Annotated in this window: 14 protein-coding genes; 7 read left to right on the top strand and 7 right to left on the bottom strand. The window is 71.1% G+C overall.

Annotated features, from left to right (window positions below):
- The first annotated feature begins 124 nt into the window (after positions 1-124).
- Positions 125-751, top strand: coding sequence for a TetR/AcrR family transcriptional regulator (locus QFZ74_RS21855; RefSeq protein ID WP_307622499.1), 627 nt, complete (start codon positions 125-127; stop codon positions 749-751).
- A 37-nt stretch (positions 752-788) separates the two neighbouring features.
- Here the strand turns inward: QFZ74_RS21855 and QFZ74_RS21850 are convergent, their stop codons facing one another.
- The 5 genes from QFZ74_RS21850 to QFZ74_RS21830 all read right to left on the bottom strand — a co-directional run bounded on the left by QFZ74_RS21850 (position 789) and on the right by QFZ74_RS21830 (position 4,157).
- Positions 789-2,486: a methylmalonyl-CoA mutase gene (locus tag QFZ74_RS21850; RefSeq protein ID WP_307622498.1), complete on the bottom strand. Its 1,698-nt coding sequence runs from the start codon at positions 2,484-2,486 to the stop codon at positions 789-791.
- Between the two features lie 87 nt (positions 2,487-2,573).
- Entirely contained in the window at positions 2,574-2,912 is a 339-nt protein-coding gene (locus tag QFZ74_RS21845) for a DUF3817 domain-containing protein (protein WP_307622497.1), read from the bottom strand.
- A 43-nt stretch (positions 2,913-2,955) separates the two neighbouring features.
- Complete coding sequence (locus QFZ74_RS21840; protein WP_307622496.1) at positions 2,956-3,465, bottom strand: MarR family winged helix-turn-helix transcriptional regulator; 510 nt, start codon at positions 3,463-3,465, stop codon at positions 2,956-2,958.
- Positions 3,466-3,507: 42 nt separating this feature from the next.
- Complete coding sequence (locus QFZ74_RS21835) at positions 3,508-3,807, bottom strand: MTH1187 family thiamine-binding protein (protein ID WP_307622495.1); 300 nt, start codon at positions 3,805-3,807, stop codon at positions 3,508-3,510.
- Positions 3,804-4,157, bottom strand: coding sequence for a DUF3817 domain-containing protein (locus QFZ74_RS21830; RefSeq protein WP_307622494.1), 354 nt, complete (start codon positions 4,155-4,157; stop codon positions 3,804-3,806). The genes QFZ74_RS21835 and QFZ74_RS21830 overlap by 4 nt, the downstream gene beginning before the upstream one ends.
- A 121-nt stretch (positions 4,158-4,278) precedes the next feature.
- On the opposite strand from QFZ74_RS21830, the gene QFZ74_RS21825 reads away from it, so the two are divergent.
- The 4 genes from QFZ74_RS21825 to QFZ74_RS21810 all read left to right on the top strand — a co-directional run bounded on the left by QFZ74_RS21825 (position 4,279) and on the right by QFZ74_RS21810 (position 6,941).
- A complete protein-coding gene (locus tag QFZ74_RS21825) occupies positions 4,279-4,917 on the top strand; it encodes an AIM24 family protein (protein ID WP_307622493.1) in 639 nt (212 codons plus the stop codon).
- A 1-nt stretch (position 4,918) separates the two neighbouring features.
- The gene (locus QFZ74_RS21820) at positions 4,919-5,569 is read left to right on the top strand and encodes an AIM24 family protein (RefSeq protein WP_307622492.1); all 651 of its coding nucleotides are present in this window, start codon (positions 4,919-4,921) and stop codon (positions 5,567-5,569) included.
- A gap of 44 nt (positions 5,570-5,613) precedes the next feature.
- Positions 5,614-6,369, top strand: a complete 756-nt coding sequence (locus QFZ74_RS21815) for an AIM24 family protein (protein ID WP_373462492.1) — start codon at positions 5,614-5,616, stop codon at positions 6,367-6,369.
- Positions 6,370-6,464: 95 nt separating this feature from the next.
- Positions 6,465-6,941, top strand: coding sequence for a MarR family winged helix-turn-helix transcriptional regulator (locus tag QFZ74_RS21810; protein WP_307622490.1), 477 nt, complete (start codon positions 6,465-6,467; stop codon positions 6,939-6,941).
- A gap of 69 nt (positions 6,942-7,010) precedes the next feature.
- Here QFZ74_RS21810 and meaB read toward each other — a convergent pair whose 3' ends face one another.
- Positions 7,011-7,967 carry a methylmalonyl Co-A mutase-associated GTPase MeaB gene (gene meaB, locus QFZ74_RS21805; protein ID WP_307622489.1) on the bottom strand — a complete coding sequence of 319 codons (957 nt, stop codon included), beginning with the start codon at positions 7,965-7,967 and terminating at the stop codon, positions 7,011-7,013.
- A 56-nt stretch (positions 7,968-8,023) separates the two neighbouring features.
- On the bottom strand, positions 8,024-9,226 hold the full coding sequence (locus QFZ74_RS21800; RefSeq protein ID WP_307622488.1) for an acetyl-CoA C-acetyltransferase: 1,203 nt from the start codon (positions 9,224-9,226) through the stop codon (positions 8,024-8,026).
- Between the two features lie 148 nt (positions 9,227-9,374).
- On the opposite strand from QFZ74_RS21800, the gene mce reads away from it, so the two are divergent.
- Together mce and scy are read left to right on the top strand one after the other, a co-directional pair.
- Positions 9,375-9,815: a methylmalonyl-CoA epimerase gene (mce, locus tag QFZ74_RS21795; protein WP_307622487.1), complete on the top strand. Its 441-nt coding sequence runs from the start codon at positions 9,375-9,377 to the stop codon at positions 9,813-9,815.
- A gap of 209 nt (positions 9,816-10,024) precedes the next feature.
- Positions 10,025-13,873, top strand: coding sequence for a polarized growth protein Scy (gene scy / locus QFZ74_RS21790; protein WP_307624238.1), 3,849 nt, complete (start codon positions 10,025-10,027; stop codon positions 13,871-13,873).
- Positions 13,874-14,045: the final 172 nt, after the last annotated feature.

The following is a 14,045-nucleotide window of genomic DNA, read 5'->3' as shown; positions in this document are numbered from 1 at the left end:
CCGCGCACGTCCCGCGCAAGCTTTCGCTACGACTCGTAGCGTAATGGCATACGCCCCTCCCGCAACACCGGTCCCCGGTGACGTGCCTCACGATCACCGGCAACCAGCCGGTTATGGTCGTGCCATGCACAGCCGCACCCCCGCCCACCGCACGGGCCGTCCCCGAAGTGCGGCCGCGGACACCGCGATCCTCGCCGCGACGCGCGAGGCGCTGGTCGAACTCGGCTGGTCGAAGCTCACGTTGGGGGACGTGGCGACGCGGGCCGGGGTGGCGAAGACGACGCTCTACCGGCGCTGGCCGGGCAAGTACGAACTGGTCGTCGACGCGGTGGCCGAGCTCTTCGACGAGCTTCAGGTCCCCGACCGCGGCAGTCTCGCCGCCGACATCGAGGGCGTGGTGCTCCAGTTCGCGGCCATCCTGAACCGCCCGGAGGCCAGGAACGGCCTGATCGCGGTGGTCGCCGAGGCGACCCGCGACGAGGCGCTGCGCGAGCGCCTGCGCGCCTCCGTCGTGGACCGCCAGAAGCGCCTGGTCCACGAGGGCCGCGCCCGCGCGGAGCGCCGCGGCGAACTCCCCCCGGAACCGGACCCGGAGGCGGCGGCCCGCGCCGTCGACCTCATCTACGACGTGGTGGCGGGCGCGGTGGTGCACCGCATGCTGGTCAGCGACGAACCGGCGGACGAGGCCTGGGTGCGCAGCTTCACCAGCCTCCTGCTGCTGGGACTCGCGGGGGCGTCGCGGGCCGGCTGACGGACCGGACCGCGAGGCCTCCGTCACGCGGCCGGGCTCAGAACCCGGCCGGCTCCGTGTAGACGCCCCACTCGTCCCGCAGGGCGTCGCAGATCTCGCCGAGGGTCGCCTCCGCGCGGACCGCGTCCAGCATCGGCTCGATCATGTTGGTGCCGGAGCGGGCGGCGACGAGCATGGCGTCCAGGGACGACTTCACGCGGGCCTCGTCGCGGGCGGCCTTGCGCTCGGCCAGCACCCGCACCTGCTCGCGCTCCACCTCGTGGCTGACCCGCAGGATCTCCAGATCGCCGGTGACGGAGCCGGTGTTGACGTTGACACCCACCACCTTCTTGTCGCCCTTCTCCAGGGCCTGCTGGTAGCGGAACGCCGACTCCGCGATCTCGCCGGTGAACCAGCCGTCCTCGATCCCGCGCAGGATGCCGGAGGTGATCGGGCCGATGGGGTGCCGCCCGTCGGGGTGGGCGCGCAGTCCGCGCTCCTTGATCTGGTCGAAGATCTTCTCCGCGTCGGCCTCGATCCGGTCCGTCAGCTGCTCGACGTACCACGAACCGCCCAGCGGGTCGGCCACGTTGGCGACCCCGGTCTCCTCCATCAGGACCTGCTGGGTGCGCAGCGCGATCTCGGCGGCCTGCTCGCTCGGCAGGGCGAGGGTCTCGTCGAGGGCGTTGGTGTGCAGCGAGTTGGTGCCGCCGAGCACCGCCGCGAGCGCCTCGACAGCCGTGCGCACGACGTTGTTGTACGGCTGCTGCGCGGTCAGGGAGACCCCGGCGGTCTGCGTGTGGAAGCGCAGCCACTGGGCCTTCTCGGACTTCGCGCCGTAGACGTCCCGCATCCAGCGGGCCCAGATGCGGCGCGCGGCCCGGAACTTGGCGATCTCCTCGAAGAAGTCGACGTGCGCGTCGAAGAAGAAGGACAGACCCGGCGCGAAGACGTCGACGTCGAGGCCGCGGGACAGGCCCAGCTCGACGTAGCCGAAGCCGTCCGCGAGCGTGTACGCCAGCTCCTGCGCGGCCGTGGAGCCGGCCTCGCGGATGTGGTAGCCGGAGACGGAGAGCGGCTTGTAGGCGGGGATGCCGGCCGCGCAGTGCTCCATGAGGTCGCCGATCAGGCGCAGGTGCGGCTCGGGCTGGAAGAGCCACTCCTTCTGGGCGATGTACTCCTTGAAGATGTCGGTCTGGAGCGTGCCGTTGAGGACCGCCGGGTCCACGCCCTGGCGCTCGGCCGCGACCAGGTACATGCAGAAGACGGGGACGGCCGGGCCGCTGATCGTCATCGAGGTCGTGACGTCGCCGAGCGGGATGTCCTTGAACAGGACCTCCATGTCGGCGGCGGAGTCGATGGCCACGCCGCAGTGCCCGACCTCGCCCAGCGAGCGCGGGTCGTCGGAGTCGCGGCCCATGAGCGTCGGCATGTCGAAGGCCACGGACAGCCCGCCGCCGCCGTTGCCGAGGATCATCTTGTAGCGCTCGTTGGTCTGCTCGGCGTTGCCGAACCCGGCGAACTGCCGGATGGTCCACGTACGCCCCCGGTAGCCGGTCGGGTAGAGGCCGCGGGTGTACGGGTACTCACCGGGCCAGCCGATCCGCTCGAAGCCGTCGTACCGGTCCCCGGGCCGGGGGCCGTACACCGGCTCCACGGGGTCGCCGGAGAGCGTGGTGAAGTCGGCCTCGCGCTTGCGGGAGGCGTCGTAGCGGGCCTGCCAGCGTCGGCGGCCGTCCTCGATGGCGTCGTCCATACCATCGAATTTACTAGGACGTCCTAGTAACTGTCGATGGCAAACCGCCGCACGTTCGTTCGTGCGGCGGTTTTCGCGGCGGTGGATCTACGCCTTGGCGACGGCGGGAGCGGCGTCCTCGACGGCCGGCTCCAGCTCGCGGGAGATCCTGCGCTCCACGAAGAACGCGGCGGTCGGGATCGTCCCGGCCAGCAGCACCCACAGCTGCTTGCCGACCGGCCACTTCGCCTTGGAGCCCAGGTCGAAGGCGAAGACCAGGTAGACGACGTAGAGCCAGCCGTGCGCGATGCCGATGACGCGCGTGAAGTCCGCGGCACCGTCCATGTGCAGGAGGTACTTGGCGATCACACCGAGGGTCAGCAGGACCAGCAGCACACCGGTGACGTAGGCCATCACGCGGTAGCGGGTCAGCACGCTCTTTTTCATGAGGACGAGCGTAACCACCCGTTCCGGGAGATCTTGCCCCGGGTCAGCTCTCCTGGAAGTCGCCCGCCGAGACCCGCAGCGGCCGCAGCATCGCGAAGATCTCCCCGCACTCCTCGGCGTCGTACGCCCCGAGGCCGAAGTCCATCGCCATCAGGTCGCGGGTGGCCGCCTCGACCACCTCGCGGCCCTTGTCGGTGATGGCGGCGAGCGTGCCGCGCCCGTCGTTGGGGTTGGGGCGCTTGGCCACCAGACCGGACCTCACCAGCCGGTCGACGGTGTTCGTCACGGACGTCGGGTGCACCATGAGCCGCTCGCCGATCTTCGACATCGGCAGCTCGCCTGCCTTGGAGAAGGTGAGCAGCACCAGCGCCTCGTAGCGCGCGAACGTCAGCCCGTACGGCTTGACCACCGCGTCGACCTCGGCCAGCAGGATCTGGTGCGCGCGCATGATCGAGGTGATCGCGGCCATGGAGGGCACGCTGCCCCAGCGCTGCTTCCAGAGGTCGTCGGCTCGGGCGATGGGATCGAAGGGGAGACTGAGAGGCTTGGACACGCTTCGACCCTACCGGCCGGTCATATGCCGGTCAGCGCTGTCTCAGTTTTCGGGAGCAAGATACCTCTCGACCGTGGCCACCTTGGAGGTGAGCCCGTCGCTCACGCCGGGGCGGATGTCGGCCTTGAGGACGAGGGAGACGCGGGGCGCGCGCGCCTCCACGGCGGCGACGGCGCGCTTCACGACGTCCATGACCTCGTCCCACTCCCCCTCGATCGAGGTGAACATGGCGTCGGTGCGGTTCGGCAGGCCGGATTCGCGCACGACCCGGATGGCGTCGGCGACGTACTCCCCCACGTCCTCGCCGACGCCCAGCGGGGTCACGGAGAAGGCGACGATCATGCGCCGGCGACCTCTTCCTTGCGGGCGCCGGCGGCGATGGCCGCGCCGACCGCGTCCTCGGCCTCGCGCTTGAGTTTGCGCTCGGCGAAGAAGCCGCCGGTGGGCAGGACCGAGAGGACGAAGTAGAGGGCCGCGGTCTTCGGGCTCCACTTGGCGCGGTTCCAGGCGTCGGCCCAGAAGACCACGTACAGGACGAAGAGGATGCCGTGGACGGCGCCCATCACGGGCACCGCGTTGAACTCCGTCGTCCGCTTCAGCACCGAGCAGACGAGCAGGATGAGGAACGACACCGCCTCGGGGGCGGAGACCAGGCGCAGACGGCGCAGGGCGGAAGCGGTCTTGATGTCCACGGGTCACCTTCGGTGGGAGAGTCGTCGTCGCTTTGTGAACGTGAGCACAAACGCCCGCCCATTGTGGCAAACCGCCGGACCGGCCTGTCCGCGGCCCCCGCCCTGCCGATAACGTCGCACCGTGGCGACGTTCCGGCTCCAAGGGAGCAAGGTGCTCGCCGTCGACATGACCGGGGACGCCGTGAAGGCGAAGAACGGCTCGATGGTCGCGTACGACGGGCAGATGGCCTTCAAGAAGCTGAGTGGTGGCGGTGAGGGACTGCGGGGGATGGTGACCCGGCGGCTCACCGGTGAGCAGATGACCGTGATGGAGGTGAGGGGGCAGGGCACCTGCTGGTTCGCGGACCGCGCGTCCGAGATCAACCTGGTGTCGCTCCAGGGGGACAAGCTGTACGTGGAGTCGAGCAATCTGCTCGCGACGGACGGGGGGCTGCGCACCGGGACGACGTTCACGGGGCTGCGCGGCGCCTCCCAGGGCAACGGCCTGTTCACGACGACCGTCGAGGGGCACGGGCAGGCGGCCCTGATGTCCGACGGGCCGGCGACCGTGCTGCGGGTAAGCCCGCAGTACCCGCTGACCGTCGACCCGGGGGCGTACATCGCCCACCAGGGGAACCTGCACCAGTCCTTCCAGTCCGGCGTGACCTCCCGCACGTTCATGGGCGAGGGCGGGGGCGAGGCCTTCCAGATCCGGTTCGAGGGGGACGGTCTGGTGTACGTGCAGCCGAGCGAGCGGAACACGATCGCGGGGGACGTGTGAGATGAGTCTGCGCGAGATCAACTCGAAGATGGTCGAGGCGACCGTCGTGCCCGGTCAGCGGTTCTTCAGCCAGCGCGGCGCGATGCTCGCCTACCGGGGCGACGTGTCGTTCACGCCCAACATCCAGGGCGGTCAGGGCGGCGTCATGTCGATGATCGGGCGGCGGGTGGCCGGTGAGGCCGCGCCCCTGATGACCGTGGAGGGCAGCGGCACCGTGCTGTTCGGCCACGGCGGCCACCACGTCCAGGTGATCCGCCTCAGTGGCGACACCCTCTACGTCGAGGCCGACCGGCTGCTCGCCTTCGAGGGCACGCTCCAGCAGGGGACCATGTTCATGGGCGCCCAGGGCGGCGTCATGGGGATGGTCCGGGGCCAGGTCACCGGTCAGGGGCTGTTCACCACGACCCTGAAGGGACACGGGGCGGTGGCCGTGATGGCGCACGGCGGCGTCCTGGAGCTGCCCGTCACGCCCCAGCGGCCGGTCCATGTCGACCCCCAGGCCTACGTCGCCCACCACGGCGACGTACGCAACAAGCTCTCCACCGCGCTGGGCTGGCGGGACATGGTGGGACGCGGCTCCGGCGAGGCGTTCCAGCTGGAACTCAGCGGCAGCGGCGCGGTGTACGTCCAGGCCTCGGAGGAGAAGCTGTGAACGCATACGGCAACGCCGGCGCCGGTCCCGTGATCCACGACCCGATGACGCTGCCGAGCGACGACAACGTGAACGCGTACACCTTCTGCGTCGAGCTCAAGGGGAGCCAGTGGTTCCTGCAGAAGGGGAAGATGATCGCCTACTACGGGGCGATCCAGTTCGACGGGATCGGGCACGGCGGGCTCGACCGGCTGGTGCGAACGTCGTTCCATTCGCCTTTGCACGCGAGCGACTGGGTCGTGGCGGCGGGCTCGGGCAAGATGCTGCTCGCCGACCGGGCCTTCGACGTGAACTCCTACGACCTTCAGGACGGCAATCTGACCGTTCGCTCGGGCAACCTCCTCGCTTTTGAGCCAAGTCTCGCGCTCAAGCAGTCGATCGTGCCGGGCTTCCTGACCCTCATCGGAAACGGAAAGTTCGTGGCCGCCTCCAACGGTCCGGTGGTGTTCATGGAACCGCCGATCCGGGTCGATCCGCAGGCACTGGTCGGCTGGGCCGACTGCCCCTCGCCGTGCCATCACTACGACCACGGCTACATGACCGGTGTCATGGGCGGTCTACGTGCGATGACGGGCATCGGCGGGGCCTCCGGCGAGGAGCACCAGTTCGAGTTCGTCGGCGCCGGCACGGTGCTGCTCCAGTCGACCGAGACGCTGATGGCGGAGCAGGCGACGGGAGCGGTCCCGCACGAGCCGGGAGTGCCGGGCGGAGGAGGGGTACTCGGCGGCCACGGTGAGCCCCTGGGCGCACCGCGCCTTCCCGGACAGCTGGGTGACCTCCAGCGTCGCTTCGGGCTGTGAGCGGTAGTCTGCGGAGTGTGACATCGAACGCATGCACACCTCCGTCACACCACTCTTTCTAGTTCGCCTTTCAACTTCTTAGGTAGACTTCATTCATGGAGACCGAGACGGCCACGCGCTGGCTGACCGATGCGGAGCAGTGCGCCTGGCGCACCCACCTGGAGGTCAACAAGCTGTTGACGTACCAGCTCGAGAAGGATCTCCAGCCGTTCGGCCTGACGATGAACGACTACGAGATCCTGGTGAACCTGTCCGAGTCGGAGGACGTGCGGATGCGGATGAGCGACCTCGCGTCCGTCACCCTCCAGTCCAAGAGCCGCCTCTCCCACCAGATCACGCGCATGGAGAACGCCGATCTGGTGCGGCGTGAGAACTGCGAGTCCGACCGGCGGGGGCTGTACGCCGTGCTCACCGAGCACGGCATGGAGACGATGCGGAAGGTCGCCCCGCACCATGTGGCCTCCGTGCGCCGCCACTTCATCGACCTGCTGTCGCCGGAGGCCCTGGCGGAGCTGTCGGGCGCGCTGAAGCCGATCGCCGAGCACCTGAGGGGGCAGCGGGGGCGCCTCTGACGGGGAGAGACCTCGAGACGGGCGGCGGGCGGGACTGCGAAGTCCCGCCCGCCGCCCGTCTCTTGGGGCTCAGGCCTGCGTGAGGCCCGCCACCAGTTCGTCCGCGGCCCGGTACGGATCCAGATCGCCGGCGACGACGCGCTCGGCCAGGGCGTCCAGATGGCGGTCGCCGTGCAGGTCGCCGATGCGCTCGCGCAGGGCCGTCACGGCGATCGTCTCCACCTCGCGGGAGGCGCGGGCCCTCCGGCGCTCGGCCAGCACCCCGTGCTCCTCCATCCAGGCGCGGTGCTTCTCCAGCGCCTCGACGACCTCGTCGATGCCCTCGGCCCGGGCCGCGACCGTCTTGACGATGGGCGGCCGCCAGTCGCCGGGGCCGCGGCTCTCGCCGAGGCCGAGCATGTGGTTCAGCTCGCGGGCCGTGGCGTCGGCGCCGTCACGGTCGGCCTTGTTGACGACGTACACGTCGCCGATCTCCAGGATCCCCGCCTTGGCGGCCTGGATGCCGTCGCCCATGCCCGGGGCGAGCAGGACCACGCTGGTGTCGGCCTGGGAGGCGATCTCGACCTCCGACTGGCCGACGCCGACCGTCTCGACCAGGATCACGTCGCAGCCCGCCGCGTCCAGCACGCGGATCGCCTGCGGGGCGGCCCAGGCGAGGCCGCCCAGGTGCCCCCGGGTGGCCATCGAGCGGATGTAGACGCCGGGGTCGGAGGCGTGCTCCGACATCCGGACGCGGTCGCCGAGCAGGGCGCCGCCCGAGAACGGCGAGGACGGGTCGACGGCCAGGACGCCGACCCGCTTGCCCTGCTTGCGGTACGCCGTCACCAGCGCGGAGGTGGAGGTCGACTTGCCGACGCCCGGCGAGCCGGTGAGGCCCACGACGTACGCGTTGCCCGTGAGCGGGGCCAACGCGGCCATCACCTCCCTCAGTTGCGGGGACGCCCCCTCCACCAGGGAGATCAGCCGGGCCACGGCCCGCGGCCGGCCTTCCCTGGCCTGGGCCACCAGAGAGGAGACGTCCTGCATCACACAGCTCCGTTCACTTCACCGACGTACAGACATGCAGACGTACAAGGGAATGCTTACGCCTTCGGCACCCGCACGATCAGCGCGTCGCCCTGGCCGCCGCCACCGCACAGCGCGGCCGCGCCGACTCCGCCGCCCCGGCGCTTGAGCTCCAGCGCGAGGTGCAGCACGAGACGGGCGCCGGACATGCCGATCGGGTGCCCCAGGGCGATGGCGCCGCCGTTGACGTTCACCTTTTCCGTGGACACCCCGAGGTCCTTCATTGACTGGACCGCGACGGCGGCGAAGGCCTCGTTGATCTCGATCAGGTCGAGGTCGGAGACCTCCAGGCCCTCCTTCTTGAGGGCGTGCAGGATCGCGTTGGAGGGCTGGGACTGCAGGGAGTTGTCCGGGCCCGCCACGTTGCCGTGGGCGCCGATCTCGGCGATCCACTCCAGGCCGAGCTCCTGGGCCTTGGCCTTGCTCATCACGACCACGGCGGCCGCGCCGTCCGAGATCTGCGAGGCGGAGCCGGCGGTGATCGTGCCGTCCTTGGCGAACGCCGGGCGCAGCCTGCCCAGGGACTCCGCGGTGGTGTCGGCGCGGATGCCCTCGTCCTTGCTGAAGACGACCGGCTCGCCCTTGCGCTGGGGGATCTCGACCGGGGTGATCTCGGCCTCGAAGACGCCGTTCTTCTGCGCGGCGGCGGCCCGCTGGTGGGACAGCGCCGCGATCTCGTCCTGCTCGGGGCGCTGGATGCCCAGGCGCTTGTTGTGCTTCTCGGTGGACTCGCCCATGGCGACGCCCTCGAAGGAGTCGGTCAGGCCGTCGTAGGCCATCGCGTCGACCATCTCGACCGCGCCGTACTTGTAGCCGTCACGGGACTTCGGCAGCAGGTGCGGGGCGTTGGTCATGGACTCCTGGCCGCCGGCGACGACGACGTCGAACTCACCCGCGCGGATGAGCTGGTCGGCCAGTGCGATCGCGTCCAGGCCGGACAGGCACACCTTGTTGACCGTGAGCGCCGGGACGTTCATCGGGATGCCGGCCTTGACCGCGGCCTGGCGCGCCGGGATCTGGCCGGCACCGGCCTGGAGCACCTGCCCCATGATCACGTACTGCACCTGGTCGCCGCCGATCCCCGCACGGTCCAGAGCGGCCTTGATCGCGAAGCCGCCGAGGTCGGCTCCGGAGAAGGACTTGAGCGAGCCGAGCAGGCGCCCCATCGGCGTCCTGGCACCGGCGACGATGACCGACGTCGTGCTGTTCGTTCCTGACATGAGGTGCGATCCCCTTCCAGCTGCACGAGCTGAGGAGTGAACGAGGGTTTACGTCGAATGTACTGAGCGGTGGTCCACCCCGTCATCGGGCGTACGGTGTGATCGCGCGCACGTTGCGTAACCACCTCCGGAGCGCTGCACTGAAACCATGCTGACGCGAATCGACCACATCGGGATTGCCTGCCACGACCTCGACGCGACCGTCGAGTTCTACCGTGCCACGTACGGCTTCGAGGTGTTCCACACCGAGGTCAACGAGGAGCAGGGCGTGCGCGAGGCCATGCTCAAGATCAACGATACGTCCGACGGGGGCGCCTCGTACCTCCAGCTCCTCGAACCGACCCGGGAGGACTCGGCGGTCGGCAAGTGGCTGGCGAAGAACGGCGAGGGTGTGCACCACATCGCGTTCGGGACGGCGGACGTCGACGGGGACGCCGCGAGCATCCGCGAGAAGGGCGTACGCGTCCTGTACGACGAGCCCCGGCGCGGTTCGATGGGGTCCCGGATCACCTTTCTCCACCCCAAGGACTGCCATGGCGTCCTGACAGAACTGGTCACATCGGCGGCTGTTGAGTCACCTGAGCACTGACTGACGTACATATGGGCCGGTAGGGTTGGGGGCGGTCGTCGCTGCACCCAGGGCGACCGCATGCCGGGGTCCGGGTTTCGGGGGGCGAGCGTCGGGGCGGCAGCCCATGCTCCGCCGCAGATCTGACACCATTCCCCGGGGGCCCCGTTCGGCGGATGGACGGTGCTCTTTGAGACAGGCTTGCGACCAGGGGACGGATGGACCGCGCAGTGCGGGGCTACGAGAGCCAGGAGCGAGAGCCGGCGGCTGACGTCGACCACCTCACTCGGTTCGAGGCCGAGATGAAGCGGCTGAAGACCGAGCGGGAAAAGGCGATCCAGCACGCCGAGGACCTCGGCTACCAGGTCGAGGTGCTGCGCGCCAAGCTGCATGAGGCGCGGCGCACCATCATGTCCCGGCCCGCCTTCGAGGGCGGTGACATCGGCTATCAGGCCGAGCAGCTGCTGCGTAATGCGCAGATGCAGGCCGACCAGTTGCGCCAGGACGCCGAGCGCGAGCTGGCCCAGGTCCGGGCGCAGACTCAGCGGCTGCTCCAGGAGCACGCCGAGCAGGCCGCCCGGCTGCAGTCGGAGCTGCACCAGGAGGCGATCAACCGCCGCCAGCAGCTCGACCAGGAGCTGGCCGAGCGCCGGCAGACCGTCGAGTCGCACGTCAACGAGAACGTGGCGTGGGCCGAGCAGCTGCGTGCCCGTTCGGAGTCGCAGGCGCGCCGGCTGATCGAGGAGTCGCGTGCCGAGGCCGAGCAGGCCATGGCCGCCGCCCGCGCCGAGGCCGAGCGGTTGACGAGCGAGGCCCGCCAGCGGCTGCAGAGCGAGGCGGAGTCCGCGCGCGCCGAGGCCGAGCAGCTGCTGCGCCGCGCCCGCACCGACGCCGAGCGGCTGCTGAACGCCGCGTCGACGCAGGCCCAGGAGGCCGCCGACCACGCCGAGCAGCTGCGCAGCTCGACGGCGAACGAGTCCGACGCCGCGCGCCGGCAGTCCGCCGAGCTGAGCCGCGCCGCCGAGCAGCGCATGGCCGAGGCCGAGGAGGCGCTGCGCAAGGCGCAGACCGAGGCCGAGAAGCTGGTCACGGAGGCCGAGACGGCCGCGTCCAAGGCGCTGGCCAGTGCCGAGGCCGCCAACGAGCAGCGCACGCGCACTGCCAAGGAGCAGGTGGCCCGTCTCGTCGGCGAGGCGACCAAGGACGCCGAGAGCACCAAGGCCGAGGCCGAGCAGGCGCTCGCGGACGCCCGTACCGAGGCCGAGAAGATCGTCGCCGAGGCCTCGGAGCGGGCCCGCACGATCACCGCCGAGGAGAGCGCGACCCAGCTGTCCAAGGCCGCCAAGACCGCCGAGGACGTCCTCAACAAGGCGGCGGAGGAGGCCCGTAACACCACCAAGGCCGCCACCGAGGAGGCCGAGCGGATCCGCAGCGAGGCGGAGAGCGAGGCCGACCGGCTGCGTGCCGAGGCGCACGACATCGCCGAGCAGCTCAAGGGCGCGGCGAAGGACGACACCAAGGACTACCGCGCCAAGACGGTCGAGCTCCAGGAGGAGGCGCGCCGACTGCGCGGTGAGGCCGAGCAGTTGCGCGGTGACGCGGTCGCGGAGGGCGAGAGCATCCGCGCCGAGGCCCGGCGCGAGGCCGTCCAGCAGATCGAGGAGGCGGCGAAGTCCGCCGAGGAGCTGCTGTCCAAGGCCAAGGCCGACGCCGACGAGCTGCGCCAGAGCGCCACGACGGACAGCGAGAAGGTCCGCGCCGAGGCCATCGAGCGGGCGACCGGTCTGCGCAAGCAGGCCGAGGAGACGCTGGAGCGCGCCCGCGAGGAGGCCGAGCGGCTGCGCACCGAGGCCGCCGAGCGGGCCGAGACGCTCACGACGGAGGCCGAGACGGCCGCGCGCGAGCTGCGCGCGGAGACCGAGCGGGCCGTCGAGACCCGGCGGACCGAGGCCGCCGAGGAACTGACCCGGCTGCACACCGAGGCCGAGGAGCGCCTCGCCGCCGCCGAGCAGGCGCTGACCGAGGCCCGCGAGGAGGGCGCCCGGATCCGCCGCGAGGCCGGCGAGGAGGCCGATCGGCTGCGTGCCGAGGCCGCCGAGCGGATCCGTACGCTCCAGGAGCAGGCGGAGCGGGAGGCCGCGCGGCTGCGCGACGAGGCCGCGTCGGACGCCTCCGCCTCGCGCGCCGAGGGCGAGGCCGTCGCCGTACGGCTGCGTTCGGAGGCCGCGGCCGAGGCCGAGCGGCTCAAGTCGGAGGCCCAGGAGACCGCGGACCGGGTCCGGGCCGAGGCGCAGGCCGCCGCCGAGCGGCTGGGCACCGAGGCGTCGGAGACCCTGGCCGGCGCCCAGGAGGAGGCCGCCCGGCGCCGTCGCGAGGCCGAGGAACTCCTCGGCTCCGCCCGCCAGGAGGCCGACCAGGAGCGCGAGCGGGCCCGCGAGCGCAGCGAGGAACTGCTGGCTTCCGCACGCAAGCGCGTGGAGGAGGCGCAGGCCGAGGCGATCCGGCTGGTCGAGGAGGCCGACCGGCGCGCCACCGAGATGGTCTCGGCCGCCGAGCAGCACGCCCAGCAGGTACGGGACTCCGTCGCCGGGCTGCACGAGCAGGCGCAGGAAGAGGTCACCGGTCTGCGCTCCGCCGCCGAGCACGCGGCGGACCGCACGCGCCGGGAGGCCGAGGAGGAGGCGGACCGGGTCCGCTCCGACGCCTACGCCGAGCGGGACCGCGCGAGCGAGGACGCAACGCGCCTGCGCCACGCGGCGAACGAGGAGGCCGAGGCCGCCAAGGCGCTCGCCGAGCGGACGATGGCGGAGGCCGTCGCCGAGGCCGAGCGGCTGCGCTCGGAGGCGTCCGCGCACGCCCAGCGGGTGCGTACGGAGGCCTCCGAGACCGCGTCCCAGGCCGACCAGGACGCCTCGCGCACCCGTGCCGACGCCCGGGCGGACGCCAACCGCATCCGTTCGGACGCCGCGACGCAGGCGGACACCCTCATCACCGAGGCCCGCAGCGAGGCGGAGCGGCTGCAGTCGGAGACGGCCCGTGAGGCCGACCGGGTGCGTGCCGAGGCCGTCGCGAAGGCCGAGGAGCTGATCGCGGACGCATCCGGCGACGCCGAGCGGCTGCGTGCCGAGGCCGCCGAGACGGTGGGCGCCGCGCAGGCGCAGGCCGACCGGATCCGCAGCGAGTCCGAGCGGGTCAGGGCGGACGCGCACGCCGAGGCCGAGAACCTGGTCAACTCCGCGCGGGAGGAGGCCGACCGGACGCTGGACGAGGCCCGCAAGGACGCCCACAAGCGGCGTTCGGAGGCGGCCGAGCAGGTCGACAAGCTCATCACGGAGACCACGGCCGAGGCCGACAAGCTGCTCACCGAGGCGCAGGCGCAGGCGCACAAGACCACGGCGGACGCCGAGGCGCAGGCCGACACCATGGTCGGCGCGGCCCGCAAGGAGGCCGATCGGCTGGTCTCGGAGGCGACGATCGAGGGCAACTCCCGTGTGGAGAAGGCTCGTACGGACGCGGACGAGCTGCTCGTCGGCGCCCGCCGGGACGCCACCGCGATCCGCGAGCGCGCGGAGGAGCTGCGTGAGCGGATCACCACCGAGATCGAGCAGCTGCACGAGCGGGCGCGCCGTGAGTCGGCCGAGGCGATGAAGTCGGCCGGCGACCGGTGCGACGCGCTGGTCAAGGCCGCCGAGGAGCAGCTCGCCGAGGCGCGGGCGCAGGCCAAGGAGATCGTCTCGGAGGCCAACTCCGAGGCGGGCAAGGTCCGTATCGCCGCGGTCAAGAAGGCCGAGGGGCTGCTCAAGGAGGCCGGGCAGAAGAAGAACTCGCTCGTCAAGGAGGCCGAGGAGCTCAAGGCCGAGGCGATCCGCGAGGCGAAGCGCACGGTCGAGGAGGGCAAGCGCGAGCTGGAGATCCTGATGCGGCGCCGCGAGGACATCAACTCCGAGATCTCGCGCGTGCAGTCGGTGCTGGAGGCGCTGGAGTCCTTCGAGGCGCCGGCGGCCGGCAAGGACGGCGGGGTCAAGGCGGGGGCCACCGTGGGGGCACCTCGTTCGGGTGGCAAGTCGTCGGAGGGCTAGCCGTGGAGCGTGATTTGCGTGTCTCCTGGGGGCCTTTGCCCAAGTATTTGGCAAGCTGTCCCGCGCTCAGCCACCCGAAAGAGGTGTCATTCTCCAGATCAAACACGTATCCGCTCGATGACACATCGCTTGGGCCCCTAGGATTCCCCCTATCACCTCACCGGTCTCATTC

Origin of the sequence: Streptomyces sp. V3I7 (assembly GCF_030817495.1) — a bacterium.
GTDB lineage: Bacteria > Actinomycetota > Actinomycetes > Streptomycetales > Streptomycetaceae > Streptomyces.
Note: the sequence above shows the minus strand (reverse complement) of the source record. Positions and strands in the feature narration are given on the sequence as shown.

Excerpts from the sequence above, each read along its gene's own strand:
- QFZ74_RS21850 (WP_307622498.1), bottom strand. The coding sequence starts at position 2,486 with ATGGACGACGCCATCGAGGACGGCCGCCGACGCTGGCAGGCCCGCTAC.
- QFZ74_RS21800 (WP_307622488.1), bottom strand. The coding sequence starts at position 9,226 with ATGTCAGGAACGAACAGCACGACGTCGGTCATCGTCGCCGGTGCCAGG.
- QFZ74_RS21820 (WP_307622492.1), top strand. The coding sequence starts at position 4,919 with ATGAGTCTGCGCGAGATCAACTCGAAGATGGTCGAGGCGACCGTCGTG.
- meaB (WP_307622489.1), bottom strand. The coding sequence starts at position 7,967 with ATGCAGGACGTCTCCTCTCTGGTGGCCCAGGCCAGGGAAGGCCGGCCG.
- QFZ74_RS21855 (WP_307622499.1), top strand. The coding sequence starts at position 125 with ATGCACAGCCGCACCCCCGCCCACCGCACGGGCCGTCCCCGAAGTGCG.
- QFZ74_RS21835 (WP_307622495.1), bottom strand. The coding sequence starts at position 3,807 with ATGATCGTCGCCTTCTCCGTGACCCCGCTGGGCGTCGGCGAGGACGTG.
- QFZ74_RS21845 (WP_307622497.1), bottom strand. The coding sequence starts at position 2,912 with ATGAAAAAGAGCGTGCTGACCCGCTACCGCGTGATGGCCTACGTCACC.
- QFZ74_RS21815 (WP_373462492.1), top strand. The coding sequence starts at position 5,614 with ATGACGCTGCCGAGCGACGACAACGTGAACGCGTACACCTTCTGCGTC.
- mce (WP_307622487.1), top strand. The coding sequence starts at position 9,375 with ATGCTGACGCGAATCGACCACATCGGGATTGCCTGCCACGACCTCGAC.
- QFZ74_RS21810 (WP_307622490.1), top strand. The coding sequence starts at position 6,465 with ATGGAGACCGAGACGGCCACGCGCTGGCTGACCGATGCGGAGCAGTGC.